This is a genomic window from Clostridium cuniculi (assembly GCF_004353185.1).
GTDB lineage: Bacteria > Bacillota > Clostridia > Clostridiales > Clostridiaceae > Clostridium > Clostridium cuniculi.
The window spans coordinates 96,450-123,301 of sequence record NZ_SMUS01000004.1; the positions used below are offsets into that span (position 1 = coordinate 96,450).

Below are 26,852 nucleotides of genomic sequence, written 5' to 3' on the forward strand. Positions count from 1 at the left end.
ACTTGCCACTTTTAACTTATCACTTGAAACTATCTATACTTCCCTACCACAGCAGTTCTTATATTTTTTACCACTTCCGCATGGACATAAATCATTTCTTCCAACTTTGTTATCATTTCTTACAGGTTCTTTCTTTAAACTCTTGTCATCACTTCCATGACTTGCAGAAGTTTCTTCAGCTACCTTTTCTCTCTCAACTGGTCTTTCAACTCTTACATGGAATAAGAATTTAACAGTTTCAACCTTAATACCTTCAATCATTTCTTCAAACATTGCACTACCTTCCATTTGGTATGCTTGAATTGGGTCTTGTTGCTTATATGCTCTTAATCCCATTCCTTGTTTTAAATGATCCATATTATCAATGTGTGCCATCCATTTTTGGTCAACAACTCTTAAAAGAACTACTCTTTCAATTTCTCTTAATTGCTCTTCACCAAATTCAAGTTCCTTACCCTTATAAATATTCATAACAATTTCAGTTAACTTACTCTTTATTTGTTCATTAGATAAGTCTGCTAACTCTTCAACAGTTATAACACCATGTGGTAAACAAATTTCCTCTAAATATTGAAGTAATGTTTTAATTTCTGCTTCTATATCTTGAACTTCTCCACTTAAGTGTGAATTTACAGAATCAGAAATAACTTCTTCTATCATTCCTTCAATTTGTTCTTTTAAATTTTTACCTTCTAAAACTTCTGTTCTTTGTCTATAAATAACTTCTCTTTGTAAATTCATAACATCATCGTATCCAAGAAGATTCTTTCTTATATCAAAGTTATTTCCTTCAACTTTCTTTTGAGCATTTTCTATAGCTTTAGTAACCATTTTACTTTCTATAGCTTCTGATTCCTCAAGTCCTAGTTTATCAATAACTCCTTGAATCTTTTCTGAACCAAATATTCTCATTAGGTCATCTTCTAATGATATAAAGAATATTGATTCACCTGGGTCACCTTGACGTCCTGCTCTACCTCTAAGCTGATTATCTATTCTTCTTGATTCATGTCTTTCTGTACCAAGAACCTTTAGTCCCCCAGCTTCTATAACACCTTCTCCAAGCTTAATATCAGTACCTCTACCTGCCATATTAGTAGCAATAGTAACCATTCCTAATTCCCCTGCATGAGAAATTATTTCAGCTTCTTGAGCATGATATTTAGCATTAAGAACTTGGTGTTTAATGCCTCTCTTCTTTAATAAAGAAGAGATATATTCTGATCTATCAACACTAGCAGTACCTACAAGTACTGGCTGACCTTTTTCATGTGATTTTACTATTTCCTCAACTATAGCTTTATATTTTCCAGCTGTATTTTTATAAACCATATCTGATTGGTCAATTCTTTGAACTGGTTTATTAGTTGGTATTACTATAACATCTAAATTATATATTTCTCTAAATTCATTTTCTTCAGTTAATGCAGTACCTGTCATACCTGATAATTTAGCATACATTCTAAAATAATTTTGGAATGTTATAGTAGCTAAAGTTTTTGATTCTCTTTGAATCTTAACTCCCTCTTTAGCCTCTATTGCTTGGTGAAGACCATCTGAATATCTTCTACCTTCCATAAGTCTTCCTGTAAACTCATCAATTATTACTATTTCATTATCTTTAACCATGTAGTCTTTATCAGCTTTCATTGTATAGTTAGCCTTTAAAGCCTGTGTAACATAGTGCTGTAATTCTAAATTTTGAGAATCAGCATAGTTTTCTATACCAAAATATTTTTCTGCTTTAACAATACCATCATCACTTAATAAAACTGCATTAGCTTTTTCATCTACTGTAAAGTCTTTTTCACTTACTAATGTTTTAACAAAATTATCTGCAACATTATAGAACTTAGTAGATTTATCACCCATTCCAGAAATAATAAGTGGTGTTCTGGCTTCATCTATTAAAATAGAGTCAACCTCATCTACTATACAGAAATTAAGTGCTCTTTGAACTCTCTCTTCCATATGTATTACCATATTATCTCTTAAGTAATCAAATCCAAATTCGTTATTAGTTCCATATGTTATATCACATGCATAAGCAGCTCTTCTTTGCTCTGGAGTTATTCCATGAATTATACATCCAGTAGTCAATCCTAAGAAATTGTATAGCACTCCCATTTCTTCCATTTGAGTTTTTGCTAAATAATCATTTACTGTTATTACATGAACTCCATTTCCAGTTAATCCATTAAGATATGCTGGTAATGTTGCAACAAGAGTTTTACCTTCCCCAGTTTTCATTTCAGCTATTCTACCTTGATGAAGAACCATTCCTCCTAATAACTGAACTCTGAAATGCTTCATTCCAAGAACTCTACTTGAAGCTTCTCTACAAACAGCAAAAGCTTCTGGTAATATGCTGTCTAAAGACTCTCCTTTTTTTATTCTTTCTTTAAATTCTATAGTTTTTGCTTGAAGCTCTTCATCTGTTAATTTTTGCATTGATTCATCTAAAGCTTCTATCTTATCTGCAATTGATTGAAGTTTTTTTACTTCTCTCTCGCTATATGTTCCAAAAAGTTTTTCTAAAAATCCCATAATATATTTCCTTTCAATATCAATATCCATTAATAATATATGAATATAAGATTAAGTAATCATTTTATCTATTTTATATAAGTTACCCTTTTAATAAATTCGCTTAATAAATTATACCATTTATACTGTTTATAATTCAACAAAAAACATATATACTTATATTAAATGTAAAATTTTAGTTCCATAATTTATATTTTTTATCAGATGAAAACGTCTTTCTATAAATATAACTACATATTAATAAAAGTTTATATAAAAATAAAGAGAGCTGTTAATAACAACTCCCTAATTATAATCATTAAATATAATCTGGTTCTAAAAGCCCATAGTTTCCATCTTTTCTTTTGTATATAACATTAACATTATCTGTGTCAGAATCCTTAAATACAAAGAAATTATGTGCAACAAGTTCCATTTGTAATATGGCTTCCTCTGTACTCATTGGTTTTATATTAAATTTTTTAACTTTTACGATTTCTCCTTGATCATCTTCTTCTGATGCAACTTCATCAAAGTTACTAAATCTTAAAGACTCATTATTTCTTCTTTGTAACTTAGTTCTTTGTTTTCTAATTTGTCTCTCTAATTTTGCTTGTACTAAATCAATAGACTTATACATATCGTCTGTTGATTCCTCACATCTTAAAATCACACCATTAAATGGTATTGTTACCTCAAAAATTTGGCTATTCTTTTGAACAGTTAATGTGGCTCTTGCCGATACGTCAGGCTCAAAATATCTGTCTAATTTTGAAATCTTTCTTTCTACTATCTCCTTTAATGCAGGTGTCACGTCAATGTTCTTTCCTATTACTGTTACTCTCATAAGGTCAGCCCCTCTCTTTAAGTTATAATCATACTATTTAAGATTTCAATATATATTTGTTTTATATATATATTTTACCATTTTAAATATTATTCCTCAAAGCTTTTTTTCTGAATTTACAGAAAATTTAAACTTATTTACTCTACATAACTCACCCTATCTTCATTTATCTCATTATTAAAAATAAAAAAACATCAATTCACATGAATTGATGTTTTTTTATAAAGTTAGCTGACCTGGATTTTGACCCCACACTCGCCTGCTGGAGCTTTTGCTACCCGGAATTACCCTCTCACTACTAACCCTCTCAGTATTTCTACTGGCAGGACTTACTTCTATACCGCACCATGCTCATTAAAACTTTGTTTAACTTACGTGGATCGTTTTGCCTGCGACTGGCATCGACTTTCATCCACAGACCTAACTTTACATTACTATTATATATTGCTTTTAGCAATTGTCAATACTGTAATTTTATTTGCTCCTGATTTTTTTAATACATCTTTACATTCATTAATAGTAGCTCCAGTAGTCATAACATCGTCAATTAATATAACATTTTTATCTTTTATATCTTTAATCCTACTAACCTTAAAGACTCCTCTTAAATTTTTAATTCTTTCTTCTTTTGTCAATGTTTTTTGCTCTTTAGTATTTTTTATCTTTTTAATGCAATTACTTACCGGAATATTTATATCATATCCTATATTCTTTGCAATTAATTCACACTGATTAAATCCTCTTTTTTTCTCAGATTTTTTTGTCATGGGAACATAACAAATAACATCTGCATAAATTTTCTCTTCTTCTATCATCTCTATCAACAATTTTGACAATAAGTATCCTGCAGCAAAATCACTCTCATATTTGAACTTTAAAATTAAAGTTTTTATAATCCCTCCATAAAAGCCATATGATAAACTATCATTTTCAAATGCAGCCCTTTTAATGCTACTTTTACAACATGAGCATAATCCTATAAATCCATCAGTTTTACAAATTATACACTTTTCTTCTATTGGATAAACTATATCTAAAATTTCATTGTATATTTTTAATATAACTTTATTAAATAAATTTAAAATTTTGCTTATTATTTTAAATACTGCTTTTCCCATAATCTCCTATTAAATTCTCTAGTAATACTTTTTGCATAATCCATATCTTGAGAAACCTCTTTTGAAACCATTATTAGTTCCGACTGAATCTCTCTACTATTATCAAGTGAAGCACACATATAAACTATCTTTTTATATGAATAATAAATATCATCAGCAAATAATATTATTATATTTACATTTAAAATATTATTCATATATTCACCACAATTATTCGTAATTATAAATAATGAATCACTATATCCATCTATAATTTCCTTTATAAATTTAAAATCTTGATTCTTAGTATACCTAACTACTCTAATATCTAACTCTCTTAATACCTCATAGTAATGATTATAAACCTTATTTAATTTTTCTTCAGATGGTACAACTACTAATACTATTCTTTTATTTTCCTTAAACCATTTAAAGTACTCAAATAACGATAGAGGTATATTTTCTTCTAGACGTATTCTAGTACTCATTAATCTTGGTTCTACCATAGGTTCTTCTGACACTATATAAGGTAGCTCAATTTTCTCACCTATAGGAAAAATATATTCACTTGAATAAATTATAACCTTGCTACTTTTCCAATAAATATTTTCTATAGACTCTCTAATATATTCATTACTTATTTTTGAAAACAAACTTATATCATCAACTATAACTAAATCATAAGATTCATCTATATTATCTATATCATCTATAGTTGTGTAGTGTAAGCTAAATTCTAATTGTTTAGTGCTTATGGCCTCATCTAAACTTTCATATATGTCATTAACCCTTAGTTTTATATAATCCTTCTCTTCACTACAAAATACATATAAAATTTTTTTATTTTCATGTAAAATTTTATTTATTATATTAGAAAAAATTTCTATAGTATTAAAAGGTCTTGTTTTTATATTTAATACTTTAGTCCTTTTTCCATACCATTTATTTATTTTTTTAAAAGCATTACTCAATTCCTTATAATTCATAGTATCGACTCCATTTATCTAATCTTCACTTATTTTATCATCAGATACAATATCTAAAATTCTCTCTTTCAACGATGAATATCTCTCCATACTATTTGTATTATCAACCATATATTTTAGTGCTTTTTGATTTCCAACAACAACTACAAGCTCCTTAGCCCTAGTTATTCCTGTATATAATATATTTCTATTCATCAAGAAAGCTGATCCCATAAAAGCAGGTGTAATTACTACTTTAAATTCACTTCCTTGACTTTTATGTATCGTTATAGCATATGCTAACTCTAATTCTTCTACATATACATTATCATAAACAATTCTTCTTTCATCATCAAAAATAACAGTTACTGTTCTACTTTCTTCATCAATGGACTCTATAAATCCCATATCTCCATTAAATACGCCTACACCTTCATTATCGCCATATCCACCTATCCTATTCCACTTTAAAGAATAATTATTTTTAGTCTGCATTACTTTATCACCAACTCTAAAAATAAAATCTTTAATTTTCTTTTCTTTTTTATATTTATCAGGCGGATTTAAAATGGCTTGAAGTTCATTATTTAAATTTTCCACTCCTAAGATTCCTTTTCTAGTAGGTGATAATATTTGAATATCTTTAACCTTATTCCATTTTGAATTAAACATTGGTAATCTTCTATTTACTAAATCTAATATAGTTTTTAAAATATTTTCATTATCTTCTCTATTATCAAAAAAGAAATCTCCACCTTTTTTATTTAAGTATGGCAACTCTCCATTATTTATTCTATGAGCATTTAATATTATCATGCTCTCTTTTCCTTGCCTAAAAATTTCATTTAATCTTACTACTTTAATAAAATCACTATTTATTAAGTCTCTTAATACATTTCCAGGTCCTACAGATGGTAATTGATCTACATCTCCAACTATAATAACTCTTGTTCCTAATTTAATAGCTTTTAATAAGCTATTCATAAGCATTATATCAATCATAGATGCTTCATCAATTATTATTACATCTCCTTCTAATGGTTCACCTTCACCTTTTCCAAAGAATGAATTTTCATCATCACTTACTCCCATCTCTAATAACCTATGTATTGTTTTTGCTTCACGCCCTGTTGATTCTGTCATTCTTTTAGCTGCTCTTCCTGTTGGTGCTGCTAAAAGAACCTTCATTCCATTATTTTCATATATTTCTATTATACATTTAATTATTGTAGTTTTTCCAGTCCCAGGCCCTCCAGTTATTATTTCAATTCCATTTTCAAAAGCTCCTATTATAGCATCTTTTTGAGAATCAGCGAATTTAATATTATTTTTACTTTCAAAACTAGATATCTCAAAAGCAATATCTGAATTTATAGTTTGAAAGTTCTCTATACTTAAAGTAATAATCTTATTTGTAACACCTAATTCACAAAAATAATATGGCAATGAGTATACTGCTTCAACATCATTAATTTTTTCTACCTTTATTTTTCCTTCTAAAACACTATTATATATATTAGCTTCTATTAACTCTTTATCAACCATTAAAACCTTTTGACATTCTGCAATTAACTTATCCTTAGGCATATATGTATTTCCAAGTCCTGAAAAATTATTTAAAACATATCTTATTCCACTTTGAATTCTAAAATCTGATTGTGGTTCAATTCCTAAACTTTTTGCAATTCTATCAGAGGTTAAGAAACCAATACCAGATATTTCATCATTTAATATATATGGATTTTTTGAAACTATATCTATAGAATCTGGACCAAACTTTTTATAAATTTTTAAACATTGATTTATTGTAACTCCATGTTTTTGAAAAAACATTATAATATCTTTTAGTTCTTTACTCTCAAGGTAAGATTCATATATTATGTTAAATTTCTTTTCACCAATTCCTTCAACTTCTTTTAATCGTTCAATATTATTATCAAGTATATCTAATGTTTCTACTCCAAATGCCTTAACTATCTTTTTAGCAGTGACAGGACCTATACCATGAATTATTCCTGTACTTAAATATTTTTCAATTTCTCTTGCTGAGGTCGGAAGAATTTCTTTGTATTCTTCTACATTAAATTGCCTTCCAAACTGCTTATGATTTATCCAATTTCCCTTTATTTCTATTTGCTGCCCTTCTTTTATTAATGGCATTATTCCAACAATTGTTACTACTTCCTTATTTGCCGTTATCTTTGCTACTATATATCCACTATCTTCGCTCTTAAATATTATTGCTTCTACTAAGCCCTCTAATATTTCCATATTATCGCTCCAAACATTTTATTTTACTTATTAATATTATATAATTATATCATAAGTAAATTTTTCATTGTTTAATTTACCTTATACATTTATATTTAAATTATACACTTAAATTTTACTTACTAATTAATATTAACTTATTATTAAATAGTTAAACATAAAACTGGAGGGAATTTAAATGTTATTAAAAAATTGTAATATAGTCTTTTTAGATAGAATCGAAAAAGGCTCACTATTAATTGAAAACGGTATAATAAAAGAAATTAATCCATCTGAAACAAAGGTTCAAAACGCTATAGATTGTAAAGGTTTATATGTTTCTCCTGGATTTGTTGATGTTCATATTCATGGTGCTGGTGGCCATGATACAATGGATGGAACATTTGAAGCAATTAATGAAATATCAAAAACTATTTGTAAGTATGGTACAACCTCATTTACTCCAACAACAATGACTATGTCTGCTGATGACATATTAAAATCTATGATATCTATAAAAAAAGCAAAAATAGAAGGAACTGATGGTGCTATTGTTTTAGGTGCTCATTTAGAAGGTCCTTTTATAAGCCCTAGTGCAATAGGTGCACAAAATCCAAACTATTTAATATCACCTTCATATGAAAACTTTGAATCAATGACTGGTGATGCTATTGATGCAGTGGTTTCTATTACTATGGCACCTGAAGTTGAAGGAGCTAAAGAACTTGCTTCAATTTTATCATCTAAAGGTATTCGTTGTTCTATGGGCCACACTAAGGCAACTTACGAAGAAGCTATTGATGGTATAAAACACGGCTTCTGCCATTCTACTCATCTATTTAATGCCATGACTGGATTTACTCATAGAGAACCTGGTGTAGTTGGAGCAACTTTCGATTCAGACATAACTACTGAAACTATTTCTGATGGTATTCATATATCATATCCATCTTTAAGAGTTGCATATAAACAAAAAGGAACTGACAAAACTCTACTTGTAACAGATGCAATGTGTGCTTGCGGAATGCCTGATGGCACATATGCTTTAGGTGGACAACCTGTAATCGTTAAAAGCGGTGCCGCAAGATTAGAAAATGGTGCCTTAGCTGGCTCAATCTTAACATTAAATAGAGCTATTAAAAATCTATATGATAATACAGATTATCCATTATATGAAATTGTCAAAATGGCTTCTTATAATGGTGCTAAATACTGTAGAGTTGATGATAGAAAAGGCCAAATAAAAGAAAACTTTGATGCTGATTTAACTGTTTTTGATGAAAATATAGATGTTAAAATGACTATAATTGGCGGAAAAGTTGTTTATAATAACCTATAAAACAAATTAAAGCGAGATACAAATAGTATCTCGCTTTTTTATTATAGATATTTTCTAATTTCATCTACTTTATTTAACTCTTCCCATGGAAGGTTTAAGTCATTTCTTCCGAAATGTCCATAAGCAGCTGTTTGTCTATATAAAGGTCTTCTTAATTCAAGATCTCTTATTATTGCTCCTGGTCTTAAATCAAATACTTTTTCAACAATATTTGTTATTTCTTGATCTGAAATTTTACCTGTTCCAAAAGTCTCAACTTCAATAGAAACTGGTTTTGCAACACCTATTGCATAAGCTAATTGTATTTCTAATTTATCCGCAACACCTGCTGCAACTAAGTTCTTAGCAACCCATCTCGCTGCATATGCTGCTGATCTATCAACCTTTGTTGGATCTTTTCCTGAGAACGCACCACCACCGTGTCTTCCATATCCTCCATAAGTATCAACTATAATCTTTCTACCTGTTAGTCCACTATCACCTTGTGGGCCTCCAACAACAAATCTTCCTGTTGGATTTATATAATACTTAGTTGACTCATCTAGTAATTCAGCTGGAATAACATCCTTTATAACATGTTCCATTAAATCTTCTCTTATTTGTTCTTGACTAACATGGTCATCATGTTGAGTAGAAATTACTATTGCATCGATTCTAACAACTCTATTATCATCATATTCTACTGTTACTTGAGTTTTTCCATCTGGTCTTAAGTAAGGTAAAGTTTTATTTTTTCTCACTTCTGTTAATCTTCTAGATAATCTATGCGCCATAGCAATTGGTGATGGCATATATTCTGGCGTTTCATTAGTGGCAAAGCCAAACATCATACCTTGATCCCCTGCTCCAACAGCTTCAACATTATCCTTTTCACCAGCTCTAGATTCTAATGCCTCATCAACACCCATAGCAATATCACCTGATTGTTCATCAATAGATGTTAAAACTGAACATGTATCACAATCAAATCCATATTTTGCTCTATCATATCCTATTTCTCTTATTGTTTTTCTAACTACTTTAGGAATATCCACATAACAAGATGTTGATATTTCTCCCATTACTAATACCATCCCTGTTGTTACTGCTGTTTCACAAGCAACTCTTGCCATAGGATCCTTCTCTAATATACTGTCTAAAACTGCATCTGATATTTGATCACATATTTTATCTGGATGCCCTTCTGTCACTGATTCTGAGGTAAATAATCTTTTCATTTTTTGCTTAGCTCCTTTCATTTTTTGATATTAATTCTAAGCAATAAAAAAAGCCTCTTCAAGATAGAAGAGACTGCAATTATCTAAGGTCTTTCTTATCTTGCAAAAAAATAATTTTATGCAGGAATTTGCACCACGTCTACCAGTTGCAAGTGACAAGTGACAGGTGACAAATTATTTAATTTAACTTGTCACTTGTCACTTATCACTTGTCACTATCGACAGGTTGCCGGGTTTCATAGGGCCTTTCTCCCTCCACCTCTCTGGATAAGAACTAATATCAAATTTTACTTACACAATATTATAACAATATATTTATACTATGTCAATAGAAATTATATACCTTATTATTAATATGAAATTCAAATTATTTTTTTATAAAAAAATAAAAGCATGGTATTAACCATGCTTTGGTGGGGGAGGACGGATTCGAACCATCGAAGCGAATCGCAACAGATTTACAGTCTGCCCCCTTTGGCCACTCGGGAACTCCCCCTTATTTGGAGCTTCATGTCGGAGTCGAACCAACAACCTGCTGATTACAAGTCAGCTGCTCTGCCATTGAGCCAATGAAGCTTATTTGGTGGAAACAACAGGGATCGAACCTGTGACCCTCTGCTTGTAAGGCAGATGCTCTCCCAGCTGAGCTATGCTTCCATATCAATATTAATAAAATTAAATTTTAAATGGTGGGGGAGGACGGATTCGAACCATCGAAGCGAATCGCAACAGATTTACAGTCTGCCCCCTTTGGCCACTCGGGAACTCCCCCATTTGGAGCTTCATGTCGGAGTCGAACCAACAACCTGCTGATTACAAGTCAGCTGCTCTGCCATTGAGCCAATGAAGCATATTCCAATTTAATTTTATTTTCTTTAGTTATTAATGGTGGGGGAGGACGGATTCGAACCATCGAAGCGAATCGCAACAGATTTACAGTCTGCCCCCTTTGGCCACTCGGGAACTCCCCCATATCTCATATTAATAACTTTGCTGCCGTTCGTTATGTCACCGCCGAACTGACAAGGATTAGTATATAATTAAAGTTAACATAAATCAACCCCTATTTTCAGCGTTTTTATGTAGTTATTCTTATTTAACTCTTATTTTCTCTTTTTTTCTCTCTTTAAATACAATATTCACTTTTTTTATAAAAAACTAATTAACATATTAATGCAAGTAAAATTAAAATTGATTCATATATTTTAGTAACATATATGGTTCTATAAAAATATATTATATATTGCAAGAATATCTTTATATTAAAAGTTAATCTATATTATTTTCCTAATAAAATTATATTATCAAATTTCCAATCATATATTTTTATATATGATATTCTTTCATCTATTATTATGATAGGGGTGAATTATTTGATAAAACGAAAATTTAACTATAAATCTAATTTAGCATACTATGAAATTGCTGAATTTATGAGAAAGTATATTAACTCTGATACTATAATAGTTTGTATTGGTACTGATAAATGTGTAGGTGATTGTTTGGGACCATTAGTTGGAACATTTCTTGAAGAACATAATTTTCCCTTACCTGTATATGGTACATTAAGAGATCCTATTCATGCACTAAATCTTGATAAAAAATTAATTGAAATAAACAAACTACATCCTACTGCCTCTATAATAGGTATTGATGCATGCTTAGGTGACACAAACTCCATAGGCGAAATTCATACTCGCGATTATCCAATACATCCTGGAAAAGGTGTAGGAAAATCTTTACCTGACGTTGGCACTGCCTCTATAATAGGAATAATTGATTCAAGTGATACTGCTGAATTCTTTACTTCTAGAAGTATACGACTTCACTTGGTATTTGAAATGGCAAAAGTTATTTCTCATGGATTAATTCACGCATATTATCTAAATACTATAATTAATAAATAAAGCTAGAAGTTAATTACTTCTAGCTTTATCATCTTATAAAAAATATCATAATAATTAATTTATTAATTGTATCTCTCTACTTGAAAAATCGTTGTCCAATTTGCTGACATAATTTAAAACTTCACCAGTTCCTATTGCAACAGCTTCCACTGGATCTTCTGCTATTTTAACTGTTATACCTGTATTTTCTTCAATAAGCTTATCCAATCCATCAATTAATGCACCACCACCAGTCATTAATATTCCTTTTTCTATTATGTCTGCAGATAACTCTGGTGGAGTTTTCTCCAATACTGATTTTACACTCTCAACTATTAATGATACAGGCTCCATTAATGCCCCTCTTAACTCTTCAGTAGAAATAACTATTTCATCAGGTAAACCTGTGATTAAATTTCTTCCTTTCATTGTAGTTGTTAAATTTCTAGATCCTTTAAATACTGATCCAATTGTTACTTTTAAATCCTCAGATGTTTTTTCTCCAATTAGAATCTTATATTTACTTCTAACATATCTTGTAATGGCTTCATCAAATTTATCACCAGCAACTTTAATTGATTCTCTTATAACTATCCCACCTAATGAAATTACAGCTATATCAGTTGTCCCTCCACCAATATCAACTATCATATGACCATCTGGTTTAGTTATATCTAATCCGGCACCAATTGCTGCTGCTAATGGTTCTTCTATAAGATGTACCTTTTTAGCTCCTGAGTTCATTGTTGCATCTACAACAGCTCTTTTTTCTACCTCAGTTGCTTGAGATGGTATACATACCATTACTTTAGGAGCTATTACTCTTCCTTTTCCACATGCTTTTTTTATAAAAGCCTTCAGCATTTTTTCTGTTATATCATAATCAGAAATAACGCCATCCCTTAATGGGCGAACTGCAACTATATTTCCTGGTGTTCTACCAATCATTTTTCTTGCCTCTTCACCAACCGCTAACACTTTATTATTGTTTTTATTAATGGCTACAACTGATGGTTCTTTTAATAAAATACCTTTTCCTTTAACATATACAAGTACAGTAGCTGTTCCTAAATCTATCCCTAAATCGCTACCACTTCTCCAAAACCACATTTAATTCACTCCTAAATATATAATAATTTCAAAATAATTGTTTTTTCTACAAATTTATCCCTACTACAATTATATATGTAATGAATTTATCATTCAATCTTTTTATAATTCATTTTCCTTGTATTTCATTTTTGTAGCTTCTCCGCCTCTTATATGTCTTTCTGATTTATTTAACTCTAATATTAAATGTGTTTGTTCTGCTATTGCTGGATTAATTTTAGGTAATCTTTCAGTCATATCCTTATGAATAGTACTCTTACTCACACCAAATACTTTTGCTGTTTTTCTTATTGTAGCCTTTGAGTCAATTATATACTGTGCAACTTCTAAAACTCTTTCTTCAATATAATCTTTCAAAATTCTACCTCCTTAACCTCTATTTATTATTTACTCAACATAAAAAAAATTCATAAAGTTTACATAAAAATAAAAACTAAATATTTTTCAAGTATCAACCATAAAATGGTTGATACTTAAAACAATTACTTAAAATCAAAGTATGCGCTAGGATCAACATCATTTCCATTTGCATCTTGTACTTGAACATTTAGTACATCACCGCAAACTTTTGATGTAAATATACCTGAAGTGTTACCAACTGTACCTATTTCAGCACCAGTACTAACAACATCTCCAACTGCAACTTTAACCTCTTCGCTTAAGTTAGTGTACTTTGTCTTTAATCCATTTGCATGTGCAATAACTACATAAGTACCATCAGTAGTGTTACTTGCTACTTCTTCAACTTTTCCTTCAGCAGCAGCTTTAACTACAGTTCCTACTGAAGCATTAATATCAATACCTCTTCTAGATGTATCTTCACTTCTAGTTTCATCTACATAAGTTCTAATCATTTTTCCAAACTCTCTTGAAATAGCTACATTACCATCTATAGGGAATGATAAAACTACTTCTGTATCTGTTCCTGCAGAAACATCTGCCACTTCTTCTTCTGTAACTTGATTTTCAGCAACTTCTTCTTGATCATTAGTTGCTACTTCATCCTCTGCATTTGCAACCTCTGGTTCAGATAAACTTTCCTCATTACTATTAGCTAATTCATCATTATTTTCTACTCTTTCAGCATTTTGCTTATTAAAGCTAGAATCTGTTTCTGAAGAATTATTATCCTCCACCTCATTTAAAGATAATTCGTTATTTACCTTATTTTGTTCATTTGCAACAGAATTTTTTCTAATTGTAAACGCTGCTACAGTTGCAACAATACATAGGCAAACAAATAATACTAAGTAAAAGCCCTCCTTTCTGAAAAAGTCCTTTACTTTATTTTTTTTATTTTGGTCCATTTCAACACCTCCTGTCTTGTATTCTTGCCCGTAAAAGTAAATTAATTCACTTTAAATTCAACTTTTATACGTCAAATTTATACAAAAAAAAACAAAAAGAGATTCGTTTAAACAAATCCCTCTTTGTTTTTAAGTTGTTATATTAATATATTAATTAAATTTCAAATATCCTATATCAACCCCAGTATAATAATGCTTCAAAATCTCATCATATTTACTACCCTCTTTAGCCATCACATTAGCTCCCCACTGACTCATTCCAACTCCATGTCCATATCCCTTACAATCAAATATAATTGTATTGTCATTTATTGAATATGTAAAATTAGTTGAATTTAATCCTGCTATTAACCTGAAATCACTTCCATTTATTTTATCATTTCCTATTGCCACTGTAATAACTCCACCAGCCTCACTTCTCTCAATTATTTGTAGTTTAGAACTTATATTAGTTGTATTTAATCCTGAAGTAGGATACTTAGACTTTATAGCTAAAACTAAATCACTTATTGCAATTTCTTTTTTCGTAGTATACTTAGGGGCCATCTCTTCACCTGAGCTTTCAACAGATACCAGGTATGGTATATCTCCAAATGATGAATCTATTGCTGATTCAGTTTTTCCAGAGCTTGTAGAAAAAAATAATGGATATAGTACTAATTCGCCTTTATATGTTAAAACCATTCCCTTAGTGTCATCCACTGCTTCTTTTATTTTATTCCAATATTTCTCACCATTCTCCTCTCCCCATTTACTAATTAATTCTTCCTTAGAAGAATACACCTGACAATGTGTAGAATCACATATATCACTTCCATCACTAATTAGGCAATTATTCATTTTTTTACTTACTAAATAAGTTCTGCTTGCTATAGCTTGTGCCTTCAAAGCCTCCTCCTCAAAGGTTACTTGCATCTCATTAGCAACTACTCCACATATATATTCCTCTATATCAACTTCTTCTATTTTATCTTGCAATGTTCTATAAACTTTTACCTTTTCATCTCCATCTATATATACCTCGCTACTTACTTGTGCTGAAGTCTCTTCAGATATCTCTTCCTCTTCTATATTTTCATTAGGACCCTTATTATTTTCAGTTCCTATAGAAAGTATTGGGATAAGTATCATAAATAAGATTATTAATATAGCTGTAAATAATAGTGGCTTTATTTTTGCTATACCGTTATAATTTATTTTTTTCATGGTTCCTCCTATCACTATGTTTACATCTATATATATGTTTTAATCTGTAAAACAATACCTCCTATTAAAAGTCATGATTTTTATATAATTTAAATATTTATAAATAAAAAAATTAGGAGCCATCAAGTGGCTCCTAAGTATTATCTATAGGTTCTATATATTTCTGCTCCAAGTTTTCTAAACTTATCTTCTATATTAGTATATCCTCTATCTATATGGTATATTTCCCCTATCTCTGTTTGCCCATTTGCAACCAATCCAGCTAAAATCATTGCTGCCCCAGCTCTTAAATCAGTAGCCTTAACTTGACATCCAGTAAGATTATTTACTCCCTCAACAATAGCAACTCTTCCATCAATCTTAATGTTCGCTCCCATTCTACCAAGTTCTCCAACATGCATAAACCTATTTTCAAATACAGTTTCAGTTATTACACTAGCACCTTTAGTAATTGACAATAATGCCATCATTTGTGCTTGCATATCAGTTGGAAATCCAGGATAAGGCATTGTTTTTATATCTACAGGTCTTTTTTCCCCTGTTCCATCTACTATCATCTTTTCTCCATCCATCTTACAGTAAACACCACATTCTTTTAATTTCTCAATTGTTGGCATTAAATGTTCTTCATTAACCCCATTTATAGTTATTTTACTATTTGTTATTCCTGCTGCAACCATAAATGTACCTGCTTCAATCCTATCAAAAATAGGTGTAAATGGTTCAGGTTGTTTTAATTCTGATACACCATGTATAGTTATTCTTCCATATCCAGCCCCTTCTATTTTTGCACCCATGCTATTTAAAAATCTTGCTAAATCCCATATTTCTGGTTCCTCAGCTGCATTTTCTATAATTGTAACTCCAGGTGCAAACACAGAAGTCATCATAATATTTTCAGTAGCTCCTACAGATGGGAAATCTAAATATATTCTATTTCCATGTAGATTTTTAATTTTAGCTTCAACATATCCATATCCTATTTCAGAATCTATTCCTAACGCCTTAAATCCCTTCAAATGAAGATCTACAGGCCTACTTCCTATATTACATCCTCCTGGCATAGATATTTTACATCTTCCAAATCTAGCTAGCATTGGTCCCATTACTAAAAATGATGCCCTCATCTTACGTATTAACTCATTATTTCCTTCTATCTCTTTTAAATTTGAAGTATTTATTTTCAAATCTCCTGTTATAGGCGAAAATTTTACTTCACAGTTCAATTCTCTTAATAAATTTATTAAAACTGTTACATCTTCTAACATAGGTACTTTTCTTAAAATTATCTCTGTTGGATTTAAAATAGTTGCAACTATTATAGGTAATACTGCATTCTTTGCAACACTTATATCAACTTCTCCTTGAAGTTTCCTTCCACCTCTAACTATAATCTTTTCCATATTATCCTCCATATTTATTGTTAGTATGTTACGAAAATTATCGGCGTTCCTATAATTAAATATGAACCTGTATCGTAAGTAATTTGTCCAATGTTTAAATTTGTTCCATCTATCATTGTTGCTTTTGCTATACTACCATTGTTTATATCTAAATTCTCACTGACTCTTATTTTTAATTTACTTTCTATATCTTCAAATATATTTTTATCTTCAGTTTTTATCTTTCCCTTTATAAATGAAAAATACCTCTCATTTATGAAATTACTATTTCTTATTTCTTTAACTAATAGCTTTAAATAACTTTCAGCTAAAGTCCTATCAGTGTTAATAACTATAACTTCAACTTTGGTCAATTCATCGTATTTATAAATATTAACACTATAATTAATATTTTCACTTTCTGCAGATATCCAATTTTCACCCTTTGTTACTATTAAATCATTTTTAGATTCGAAAATTTTATAGATTCTTTTAAGTTCTTCATTAATATCATCTTTTATTGTATACTCTAATTTCATTCCATTTTGTATAAACTCATATTCATTTAATACATATCTCTCGACTTCATTAAATAAATCTTTCTTTGCTTCACACTCATATTCTTTTCCATTAATAATTAATAGAGAAAAGATTAAAAGAAATACAAAAAATATCTTTTTCATATTGTAATCCCCTGCCCTTCCTCTAAAATTATTGTCCAAACTATATTTTTTTATACAATAAAACTATGAAATTTAGCAATGTGTTCCCTTATAAGTGAAATTCTAAATCTTTAATTTAGTTAACTGAAATTACACCTACGATTTTTAATGAGTAGTGTATTTCTTTATAATATATATATATTATAATCCCCCTAGAATAGTTCGCTTTCATCTTAAAATTTTATAAATCTCTACTATATTCGTCTATATACAACATTGTGTTTAAAATTTTCTCCTTTTATATATAATATTCAAAAAAAATAAAGAAGCCACTCATTAGCGACTTCTTTATTTCAGTTCTAATCTAGCTTTAGCTCTTGCTTCTGCTCTCTTAGCTCTTTCAATATCAATATTATTATTTTCTTTATTATTTAATCTCTCTTGAGCTCTCTTAAGAGACTGCTCAGCACGATCTCTATCAATCTCTTCTGGGAAATTAAAAGAATCACAACAAAAATTAATTATATTCTCTTTAATATAAACAATTCCTGATGATGTAAATAATTTTTTCTTATTTCCATCTATAGTAGTATACGTAGTTGTAGTTGGTATAGTTGCTATTATAGTTGGTGCATAATTTGCTAAAATTTCTATTTTACCATCACCTTCAGTTGTTGCTAAACTAACTACTTCCTCAGTTAGTACTTCACGCCCAGGAGCTACAATATTAAGCTTTATTAATTTTCCCATAAATTATATCTCCTATTTCATGCTATTTGCTTTTTCTACAACTTCTTCAATTGTACCTGCAAATAAGAATGCTGATTCAGGTAAGTGATCGTATTTTCCTTGTAATATTTCCTTAAATCCTCTTACTGTTTCTTTTACTGGAACATATCTTCCTTGCATTCCTGTAAATTGTTCAGCAACTGTAAATGGTTGAGATAAGAATCTTTGAATTCTTCTTGCTCTAGCAACTACAGCTTTATCTTCATCTGATAATTCATCAACACCTAAAATTGCAATGATATCTTGTAACTCTTTATATCTTTCAAGTATATTTTTTACTTCTGTTGCAACTTCATAATGTTCTTTTCCTACTATTCTTGGATCAAGTATTCTAGAAGAAGATTCTAGAGGATCAACAGCTGGATAGATACCTAACGCTGAAATAGATCTAGACAATACAGTAGTAGCATCTAAGTGTGTAAATGTAGTTGCTGGTGCTGGGTCTGTTAAGTCATCGGCTGGAACATAAACAGCTTGAACTGATGTTATAGATCCATTTTTTGTTGAAGTAATTCTTTCTTGAAGAGCACCCATTTCAGTTGCAAGTGTTGGTTGGTAACCAACTGCTGATGGTATTCTTCCTAATAATGCTGATACTTCTGAACCAGCTTGTGTAAATCTAAATATATTATCTATAAATAATAATACATCTTGCCCTTGATCTCTAAAGTATTCAGCCATAGTTAATCCAGTTAATGAAACTCTCATTCTAGCACCTGGTGATTCGTTCATTTGACCAAATACTAATGCAGTTTTATTAATAACTCCTGAATCCATCATTTCATGATAAAGGTCATTACCTTCTCTTGATCTTTCTCCTACTCCTGTAAATACAGAAAGTCCACCATGCTCTTTTGCAATATTATTGATTAATTCTTGAATTAAAACTGTTTTCCCTACTCCAGCTCCTCCAAATAAACCAATCTTACCACCTTTTTGATATGGCGCAATTAAGTCAATAACTTTAATTCCTGTTTCAAACATTTCTGGTTCTAAAGATTGTTCTTTAAAACTTGGCGCTGGTCTATGTATAGGATATGACTCTTCAGCTTCTATTTCTCCTCTATTATCTATAGGAGCACCTAATACATTAAATAGTCTTCCTAATACATTTTTTCCTACTGGTACTGATATTGGCTTTCCTGTATCTAAAGCCTTCATACCTCTTTTTAATCCATCAGTAGATTCCATTGCTATAGCTCTAACAATATCATCTCCAACATGTTGCTCTACTTCTACAACTAATTCTCTATCTCCCATATCAATTTTTATTTCATTATATATGTTTGGTAAAGAATCTGAATCGAACTTTATATCAACTACAGGTCCAATTACTTGAACTACTTTTCCAATTTTACTTTCAGCCATACTTCTTCCTCCTTGCTACTTTTGAGCTTCGGCTCCCCCAACAATTTCTGAAATTTCTTGTGTTATAATACCTTGTCTAATTCTATTGAATTTAAGATTAAGAGTTTGTAGTATGTCATCTGCATTTTCAGTAGCTCCATCCATTGCCGTCATTCTGGCACTGTGCTCACTTGCTTTTGCACTAAGCATACAAGTTTTAAGCTGACTTTTTAAATACATATCCATTGCATTTTTAAATACAGCTTCTTCATTTGGCTCAATTATATATTGTCCTGCATGACTAGCTTTCTTCTCTACTGGTAATATTTTAACACTCTTTACCTCTTGCTTAACTGGGGAAATGAACTCTGTATATACTATATTTACTTCAGAAACCTCTTTCTTTTCATATAAATATATCGCATCATTATATATTTTATTAACATCTTTGGTAGCAGGCATATCTGGTAAATCTACATATTCAGTATATGTACTTATTCCATATCTAGAGACATATGAAATTCCTTTACTACCTACAACTATAACTTTTGCTCCGCCACTCTTTTTAACTAAATTGTTTAAATACATAACCACATTATTATTGTAACCTGCACATAATCCAGTGTCTGAAGTTAATACAATATAGAGTTTATCTCCTTCAAAGCTATTATAATAAATTGAATCAAAATCTTCTGGCATACTAGAGACAACCTCATTAATAACTTCTTTACACAAATTATTATATTGCTCGTTAGCTACAAGTTCTTTTCTTGCTTTTCTGAGTTTAGAAGTGGCGACAAGTCCCATAGCTTTAGTTATTTTTCTAGTACTTTCAACTGACTTTATTCTTCTTTTTATTTCTATAAGTCCCGCTGCGCCCACTGTTTTACCTCCTAAAGAATTGCATAGCTATTTAAGCTATGCATCTTTTAAAAATTCTTTTTTAAATTCAACTATACATTTTTCAATGTTTTGTTTTAATTCATCACTTAATTGTTTTTTATCAATTATTTCTTTTAACACATCTCTATGATGAGTATCCATATATTCTAAGAATTCTTCCTCAAATTTTCTAATATCTTGAACCTTTATGTCTGATAAAAAGTCATTTACAGTTGCATATAATATAACTATTTGCTTTTCAACATCCATTGGCTTATATTGATCTTGCTTTAATACTTCTATTATTCTCTTACCTTTTTCTAATCTTCTCTTAGAGTCAGAATCTAAGTCAGATCCAAATTGAGAGAATGCTGCAAGTTCTGTATATTGTGCAAGTTCTAATCTTAATGTTCCTGAAACTTGCTTCATTGCTTTTATTTGAGCATTACCACCAACTCTTGATACTGAAATACCTGCATTTACCGCTGGTCTTTGACCTGAATTAAATAGTTCACTTTCTAAGAATATTTGACCATCCGTAATTGATATTACATTAGTTGGAATATATGCTGTTACGTCTCCAGCTAGTGTTTCTATAATTGGAAGTGCTGTTAATGAACCTCCTCCATTTTCCTTAGATAGCTTTGCAGCTCTTTCTAAAAGTCTTGAATGTATATAGAATACATCTCCTGGATACGCTTCTCTTCCTGGTGGTCTTCTAAGTAATAATGACATTGTTCTATATGCTACTGCATGCTTAGATAAATCATCATATATTATAAGAACATCTTTTCCCTTATGCATAAAGTATTCACCCATACTACATCCTGCATATGGTGCTAAATATTGAAGTGGAGCACTTTCTGATGCTGTTCCTGCAACAACTATTGAATAATCTAAAGCTCCCATTTCTTCTAATGTGTTAACTATATGTGCAACTGTTGATTGCTTTTGTCCAATAGCTACATATACACATATAACATCTTTACCTTTTTGATTTAATATAGTATCTATAGCAATAGCAGTTTTACCAGTCTGTCTATCACCTATAATAAGTTCTCTTTGACCTTTTCCTATTGGAACCATTGCATCTATTGCTTTAATCCCTGTTTGTAAAGGTTCATTAACTGAAGCTCTATCAATTATACTTGGTGCTGGTACCTCTATAGGTCTGCTGCCTGAATAATTAATAGGTCCCTTCCCATCTATTTCTTCACCAAGAGAGTTTACAACTCTACCTAAAAGTCCTTCACCTACAGGAACTTCAACTATTCTATTAGTTCTTTTAACTATATCGCCTTCTTTTATTCCTTCTTCAGAACCTAATAAAACACATCCAACATTATCTTGCTCTAAATTTAAAGCCATTCCAAATACACCATTTGGAAATTCTAAAAGTTCACCTTGCATACAATCATCTAATCCATATACTCTAGCAATACCATCACCAATTTGAATTATTGTTCCAGAATCTGAAGTTTGGATTTGATTTTCATATCTTTGTATCTCTTTTTTAATGATAGATGTTATTTCTTCTGGTTTTATATTCATGCAATCACCTCTATTCTGTAGCAAGCATTAGCTTTTCTAAATCATCTAATCTTGTTTTTACAGTCCCATCTATAACGTCATTTCCTATTCTTACATAAATTCCGCCTAGAATTTCTGGATCTATTTCTTTTTTTAATATAACTTCTTTATTATATTTCTTTTCAAGCTTTTCTACTAAAGCATTGTACTCATTTTCTTCTAATGGTACAGTAGTCTTTACAATTCCTTGTAATACATTCAGCTTTTCTAAATGGATTTTCTCCATTTCTTTTAATTTTTCTTTTAAGAATAAAATTCTGTCTTTTTCTATTAATATTAATAAAAATGATAAAAGCTCTTCATCTATTTTACCTTTAAATATATTAATAAAAGTCTTTTTCTTTTGTTTTGTACCTATTTGCGGATGTTTTATTACTTCAAAGAAATCTTTATTATCATCAATGAGTTTGCAAATTTCTCTTAAGTCTCCTAGGTACTCATCAACTTTTCCTTTTTGTTCTGCCACTTCATATAGTGCCAGTGCATATCTTCGGTCTAAATATTCATACATATTTAATTACCCACCTCAGAAATAAACTCATCAATTAATTGTCTATTTTTTTCTTCATCAATATTTTTTTCTATTACTTTTCTAGAAAGATCTAAAGCTAAATCTATAGCTTCTTTCTTTAATGCATATTCTGCTTTTTCTTTTTCTCTTTGTATTTCTACTTTTGCTCTTTCTATAATTAAATTTGCTTCTGATTTTGCCTCTTCAACAATTTCATCATATACTTTTTCAGCTTTTTTCTTATGTCTTTCTGTAATAGCTTTACCTTCTTCTCTAGCTCTTTGTAGCTCTCTTTCATTATTAATAGCTAAAGTTCTTGCTTTTTCAAGCTCTTCATCTGCGCTATCTAACTTGTTAGCTATTTCATTTTCTCTAGCTTCAACTATTAATTTAACTTTTTCAAAGAAGAAATATTTTAATCCAAAGAATAGAATTAAAAAATTCACTACTGTGGCTAATATAATACCTGGATTAAATTCCATTACTTATTCTACCCCCTTCTGGAGTCATTAAAATATTATGCTACTCCAACAAATATTAATAAGATTGATACTAGTAATCCGTAAATAGCAGTTGCTTCAGCAAACGCAGAACCTATAACTAATGTTGTAGTAATTTTTCCTGTTGCTTCTGGATTTCTTGCAACACCTTCAACAGCTTTTCCTGTAGCATTTCCTATACCAATACCTGCTCCTAAACCTACTAATACTGCAATTCCTGCTCCTAATGCTCTCATTCCTATTTCATTCATTTTAAATTTCCTCCTCTTAACTATGTTCAGACACTATTTTAATATTTATCATTGTTAACATTACAAAAATTACCGCTTGAATACCACCATCAAATATATCGAAATATAAATGCAATGGAATAGGTATAACAAGTTGTGCAAACCATGCTACTTTCTCTAAGCTTTCATAAACAAGTTCAATTATGAAAGTAGCCGCTAACATATTACCAAAAAGTCTTAATGACAATGATATTGGTAACATTACTCTTTCTAATATTGTAATAGGTAATATAAAGGATACTGGCTCTAAATAACCTTTAAAGTAACCTCCAACACCATTCTTTTTAATAGCATATCCTTGCACCACTATGAATGACATTAAAGCTAATGTCAATGTAACACTAAAGTTCTTTGTTGGTGGGGATATTCCTACTAATCCAGTTAAATTCATTACTAGAACAAATATTCCTAATGCTCCTACAAAAGGAACTATACTTATAAAGCTTTCTCCAATATTACTTACTACAGCATTATTTAGCATGTTATAAATCCATTCAACAATAGTTTGCTTCTTATTAGGTCTTATCTGCATATTTCGTGTAGACCACCATGCCAATGCTAAAATTAGTAATACAATCACTAATTCAACTATAGCCTCTGGTTTTATATCAATTGCTATTTTACCTAAGTAAAAAGAAAATATAGCTTCTGATGGTTCCATCTATTCACTTCCCTTCTGCACTTTTATAGTAGTTATTACTAGTATTATATAATGTATAAAAAATCCTATTAGAAAAGCTAGTAAATAGCTCATCTTATTAGAAAAAACTACCGCTATAGCAACTATACTTACTATTCTTATTAAATAACTTAGGGGAAATAAAATTGCCTTATTTTTTTTAGGTTTATTTAAAAACTTATTAGTAATAACTGCTGAAACAATAAAGTTTATCATTGAAACAATTGTTCCAACTAATAATATAGATCCACTTTTATATTGTCCAAATAATACTAATATTAAAAATAAAACAACTCCACTTATTAAATCATTTTTTGCTACAGATTTGACTATTTTATTTAAGTCTTCAGTCATTTTCATCTCCTAGTAAATAACTTATTTGGGATATAGTGATTTTGCCTTATTCCTATATAAAAACTAACTATCTTTCTAGTTTGATATTTATTTAATATGTATAAAAGAGCTCTTATATAGGAATACTATTAATTTATTAGTAGCTTGATATCCCGTTAACAGTAGCAATTATATACCTAGTTTGAAATTAATAAAAACCTAGTTTTTAGTTATTTTTTACAATTTTTCGTTAAAATCGCTCATTATTAGATAATACTTCACTAATGCTCAACTAAAATCTCGTTTTTGCCTATTTTAATTTTTTTTTGCACATAATTATTATTTCCTGCATTTGTTTAAATTTTCTTAATATTTTCAGTTTTTTATTTTTTTCTGTTGATAACGTTTCATAATTTTATTGTGTTATTTTTTTTAAATAATATTATTATTTTTTAGATTTTTTAGTTTTTTTTTATCATTTTCAAACTTACACTATACTATATTATGTAATTTTTTTATTATTTTTGAATAATTCAAATATGATTTATTCATTATTTAAGAAAATTTTATTATGATTTATTCAAATAATAATCATTAAATTCATTTATAATATGTTAAATAATAAAAGGAGCCTCCAAAAAGCTCCTTTTTTCATTGACTTTTATTAGATCTAAACTCTCTCAACTACTAATGCAGTTCCCATTCCGCCACCTATACATAAAGTAGCTAATCCTTTTTTAGCATCTCTCTTCTCCATTTCATGAAGCAATGTAACTAATATTCTAGCACCTGAAGCTCCTACTGGATGTCCAAGTGCAATAGCACCACCATTTACATTAACTTTTTCCATATCAAAGTTTAAGTCTTTAGCTACAGCTAAACTTTGAGCTGCAAATGCTTCATTTGCTTCTATTAAATCCATATCTTCAACAGTTAGTCCAGCTACTTCTAAAGCTTTCTTTGTTGCATGGAATGGCCCATATCCCATAATAGCAGGATCTAATCCTTTACTTCCATAAGAAAGTATTTTAGCCATTGGTTTTACTCCTAATTCTTTAGCTTTTTCAGCACTCATAACTACAAATGCAGCAGCCCCATCATTAATTCCTGATGCATTAGCAGCTGTTACAGTTCCATCTTTAATGAATGAAGGCCTTAATTTAGCCATCTTTTCAATTGTTGATCCGAATCTTGGGAACTCATCTTGATCAAATACCTTAGGTTCTCCTTTTCTTTGAGGAATAACTACTGGTACTATTTCATCTACAAACTTACCTTCTTTAATTGCCTTTTCAGCTTTTAATTGAGAATTTAATGCAAACTCATCTTGCATTTCTCTTGTTAATCCCCATTCTTTCGCTATGTTCTCAGCTGTAACTCCCATATGATAATCATTAAATGCATCCCATAAAGCATCTTTAATCATTGTATCAACCATTTTTCCATCGCCCATTCTTTGGCCCCATCTAGCTCCAGGCATAGCATATGGCGCTGCTGACATATTTTCCATACCTCCAGCAATAACTACATCACAATCTCCAGCTTTAATCATTTGAGCCGCTAAAGCAACACATCTTAAACCTGATCCACAAACTTTATTTATTGTCATTGCAGGAACTTCTACTGGTAATCCAGCTTTTACAGCTGCTTGTCTAGCTACATTTTGTCCTTGTCCTGCTTGAATAACATTTCCCATAACTACTTCTTCTACTAATTCTGGCTTAATTCCAGCTCTATTTACAGCTTCTTTAATTACTATTGACCCTAATTCTGCTGCAGGAATATCTTTTAATGATCCACCAAATGAACCAATTGCAGTTCTTACTGCACTAACTATTACTACTTCTCTCATAAAAACTTCCTCCCATTACTATACCCATAAAATCATAATAGTGTTAATTGTTAAACAATTAACACTATTATTATACCACTTCCATTTTTCCAATATCAACTAATTTTAAAAATATTTTACCTTTTATTATATTTTTTATTTTTTTACCTTTTATTGTATTTATTTTTCATATTCTTTCGTTTCTAATATATCATTATATGTATATGCATGTTAAATAAATTAATACTTAAATAATTAAAATTCTCTTCTATCTTTTTTATGTTGTCATTATTTTATCAAAATCCT

At 29.9% G+C, this 26,852-nt stretch carries 24 protein-coding genes, 6 tRNA genes and 1 riboswitch; of the genes, 2 read left to right on the top strand and 28 right to left on the bottom strand.

The features are described from left to right. Window positions 1–33 precede the first annotated feature (33 nt). From secA to recD2, 5 genes are all read right to left on the bottom strand, one after another. Entirely contained in the window at window positions 34–2,547 is a 2,514-nt protein-coding gene (gene secA / locus EJJ37_RS02740) for a preprotein translocase subunit SecA (protein ID WP_133014060.1), read from the bottom strand. Window positions 2,548–2,845: 298 nt separating this feature from the next. Then, on the bottom strand, window positions 2,846–3,373 hold the full coding sequence (gene hpf, locus EJJ37_RS02745; protein WP_133014061.1) for a ribosome hibernation-promoting factor, HPF/YfiA family: 528 nt from the start codon (window positions 3,371–3,373) through the stop codon (window positions 2,846–2,848). 437 nt (window positions 3,374–3,810) lie between these two features. After that, window positions 3,811–4,491 (bottom strand): ComF family protein, encoded by a 681-nt coding sequence (locus tag EJJ37_RS02750; protein WP_133014062.1) that lies wholly within the window; start codon window positions 4,489–4,491, stop codon window positions 3,811–3,813. Continuing rightward, a complete protein-coding gene (locus EJJ37_RS02755) occupies window positions 4,467–5,456 on the bottom strand; it encodes a hypothetical protein (RefSeq protein WP_133014063.1) in 990 nt (329 codons plus the stop codon). The genes EJJ37_RS02750 and EJJ37_RS02755 overlap by 25 nt, the downstream gene beginning before the upstream one ends. A gap of 18 nt (window positions 5,457–5,474) precedes the next feature. Continuing rightward, window positions 5,475–7,706 carry an SF1B family DNA helicase RecD2 gene (recD2, locus tag EJJ37_RS02760; RefSeq protein ID WP_133014064.1) on the bottom strand — a complete coding sequence of 744 codons (2,232 nt, stop codon included), beginning with the start codon at window positions 7,704–7,706 and terminating at the stop codon, window positions 5,475–5,477. Window positions 7,707–7,884: 178 nt separating this feature from the next. Between recD2 and nagA the strand changes: the two genes are divergently transcribed. Next, the gene (gene nagA, locus EJJ37_RS02765) at window positions 7,885–9,024 is read left to right on the top strand and encodes an N-acetylglucosamine-6-phosphate deacetylase (protein WP_133014065.1); all 1,140 of its coding nucleotides are present in this window, start codon (window positions 7,885–7,887) and stop codon (window positions 9,022–9,024) included. A 41-nt stretch (window positions 9,025–9,065) separates the two neighbouring features. Here nagA and metK read toward each other — a convergent pair whose 3' ends face one another. From metK to EJJ37_RS02800, 7 genes are all read right to left on the bottom strand, one after another. Beyond that, window positions 9,066–10,241, bottom strand: coding sequence for a methionine adenosyltransferase (metK, locus tag EJJ37_RS02770; RefSeq protein WP_133014066.1), 1,176 nt, complete (start codon window positions 10,239–10,241; stop codon window positions 9,066–9,068). Window positions 10,242–10,333: 92 nt separating this feature from the next. Further along, window positions 10,334–10,515, bottom strand: a riboswitch (SAM riboswitch). Window positions 10,516–10,652: 137 nt separating this feature from the next. Continuing rightward, window positions 10,653–10,737: transfer RNA gene (locus tag EJJ37_RS02775), tRNA-Tyr, on the bottom strand. A 5-nt stretch (window positions 10,738–10,742) separates the two neighbouring features. After that, window positions 10,743–10,817, bottom strand: a tRNA-Thr gene (locus EJJ37_RS02780). Between the two features lie 5 nt (window positions 10,818–10,822). Next, window positions 10,823–10,898: transfer RNA gene (locus EJJ37_RS02785), tRNA-Val, on the bottom strand. Window positions 10,899–10,928: 30 nt separating this feature from the next. After that, a tRNA-Tyr gene (locus EJJ37_RS02790) sits at window positions 10,929–11,013 on the bottom strand. 3 nt (window positions 11,014–11,016) lie between these two features. Beyond that, window positions 11,017–11,091: transfer RNA gene (locus EJJ37_RS02795), tRNA-Thr, on the bottom strand. 36 nt (window positions 11,092–11,127) lie between these two features. Next, window positions 11,128–11,212 (bottom strand) — tRNA-Tyr (locus EJJ37_RS02800). Between the two features lie 402 nt (window positions 11,213–11,614). On the opposite strand from EJJ37_RS02800, the gene yyaC reads away from it, so the two are divergent. Further along, a complete protein-coding gene (yyaC, locus tag EJJ37_RS02805; protein WP_133014067.1) occupies window positions 11,615–12,148 on the top strand; it encodes a spore protease YyaC in 534 nt (177 codons plus the stop codon). A gap of 54 nt (window positions 12,149–12,202) precedes the next feature. On the opposite strand, the gene mreB is transcribed toward yyaC, so the two are convergent. The 16 genes from mreB to EJJ37_RS02885 all read right to left on the bottom strand — a co-directional run bounded on the left by mreB (window position 12,203) and on the right by EJJ37_RS02885 (window position 26,567). Beyond that, window positions 12,203–13,237, bottom strand: a complete 1,035-nt coding sequence (gene mreB, locus EJJ37_RS02810; RefSeq protein ID WP_133014068.1) for a rod shape-determining protein MreB — start codon at window positions 13,235–13,237, stop codon at window positions 12,203–12,205. 102 nt (window positions 13,238–13,339) lie between these two features. Then, window positions 13,340–13,594: a sporulation transcriptional regulator SpoIIID gene (spoIIID, locus tag EJJ37_RS02815; RefSeq protein ID WP_133014069.1), complete on the bottom strand. Its 255-nt coding sequence runs from the start codon at window positions 13,592–13,594 to the stop codon at window positions 13,340–13,342. A 125-nt stretch (window positions 13,595–13,719) separates the two neighbouring features. Then, complete coding sequence (locus tag EJJ37_RS02820; RefSeq protein WP_133014070.1) at window positions 13,720–14,544, bottom strand: M23 family metallopeptidase; 825 nt, start codon at window positions 14,542–14,544, stop codon at window positions 13,720–13,722. Window positions 14,545–14,694: 150 nt separating this feature from the next. Next, window positions 14,695–15,750: a stage II sporulation protein D gene (gene spoIID / locus EJJ37_RS02825; protein ID WP_133014071.1), complete on the bottom strand. Its 1,056-nt coding sequence runs from the start codon at window positions 15,748–15,750 to the stop codon at window positions 14,695–14,697. Window positions 15,751–15,890: 140 nt separating this feature from the next. After that, window positions 15,891–17,153, bottom strand: coding sequence for a UDP-N-acetylglucosamine 1-carboxyvinyltransferase (gene murA, locus EJJ37_RS02830; protein ID WP_133014072.1), 1,263 nt, complete (start codon window positions 17,151–17,153; stop codon window positions 15,891–15,893). 20 nt (window positions 17,154–17,173) lie between these two features. Continuing rightward, window positions 17,174–17,815, bottom strand: coding sequence for a hypothetical protein (locus EJJ37_RS02835; RefSeq protein ID WP_133014073.1), 642 nt, complete (start codon window positions 17,813–17,815; stop codon window positions 17,174–17,176). A 327-nt stretch (window positions 17,816–18,142) separates the two neighbouring features. Continuing rightward, window positions 18,143–18,544 carry an ATP synthase delta/epsilon chain alpha-helix domain-containing protein gene (locus EJJ37_RS02840; RefSeq protein ID WP_133014074.1) on the bottom strand — a complete coding sequence of 134 codons (402 nt, stop codon included), beginning with the start codon at window positions 18,542–18,544 and terminating at the stop codon, window positions 18,143–18,145. Window positions 18,545–18,556: 12 nt separating this feature from the next. After that, window positions 18,557–19,951: a F0F1 ATP synthase subunit beta gene (atpD, locus tag EJJ37_RS02845; protein WP_133014075.1), complete on the bottom strand. Its 1,395-nt coding sequence runs from the start codon at window positions 19,949–19,951 to the stop codon at window positions 18,557–18,559. Between the two features lie 15 nt (window positions 19,952–19,966). After that, complete coding sequence (gene atpG / locus EJJ37_RS02850) at window positions 19,967–20,812, bottom strand: ATP synthase F1 subunit gamma (protein ID WP_133014076.1); 846 nt, start codon at window positions 20,810–20,812, stop codon at window positions 19,967–19,969. Between the two features lie 36 nt (window positions 20,813–20,848). After that, window positions 20,849–22,363: a F0F1 ATP synthase subunit alpha gene (atpA, locus tag EJJ37_RS02855; protein ID WP_133014077.1), complete on the bottom strand. Its 1,515-nt coding sequence runs from the start codon at window positions 22,361–22,363 to the stop codon at window positions 20,849–20,851. A gap of 10 nt (window positions 22,364–22,373) precedes the next feature. Then, window positions 22,374–22,913 carry a F0F1 ATP synthase subunit delta gene (locus EJJ37_RS02860; protein ID WP_133014078.1) on the bottom strand — a complete coding sequence of 180 codons (540 nt, stop codon included), beginning with the start codon at window positions 22,911–22,913 and terminating at the stop codon, window positions 22,374–22,376. 2 nt (window positions 22,914–22,915) lie between these two features. Further along, window positions 22,916–23,395, bottom strand: a complete 480-nt coding sequence (locus EJJ37_RS02865) for a F0F1 ATP synthase subunit B (protein WP_133014079.1) — start codon at window positions 23,393–23,395, stop codon at window positions 22,916–22,918. A 35-nt stretch (window positions 23,396–23,430) separates the two neighbouring features. Beyond that, on the bottom strand, window positions 23,431–23,664 hold the full coding sequence (gene atpE / locus EJJ37_RS02870) for an ATP synthase F0 subunit C (protein WP_042399498.1): 234 nt from the start codon (window positions 23,662–23,664) through the stop codon (window positions 23,431–23,433). 16 nt (window positions 23,665–23,680) lie between these two features. Next, the gene (locus EJJ37_RS02875) at window positions 23,681–24,364 is read right to left on the bottom strand and encodes a F0F1 ATP synthase subunit A (RefSeq protein ID WP_133014080.1); all 684 of its coding nucleotides are present in this window, start codon (window positions 24,362–24,364) and stop codon (window positions 23,681–23,683) included. Further along, window positions 24,365–24,736, bottom strand: coding sequence for an ATP synthase subunit I (locus tag EJJ37_RS02880; RefSeq protein WP_166484646.1), 372 nt, complete (start codon window positions 24,734–24,736; stop codon window positions 24,365–24,367). A 649-nt stretch (window positions 24,737–25,385) separates the two neighbouring features. Beyond that, the gene (locus EJJ37_RS02885) at window positions 25,386–26,567 is read right to left on the bottom strand and encodes an acetyl-CoA C-acetyltransferase (protein WP_133014082.1); all 1,182 of its coding nucleotides are present in this window, start codon (window positions 26,565–26,567) and stop codon (window positions 25,386–25,388) included. Window positions 26,568–26,852: the final 285 nt, after the last annotated feature.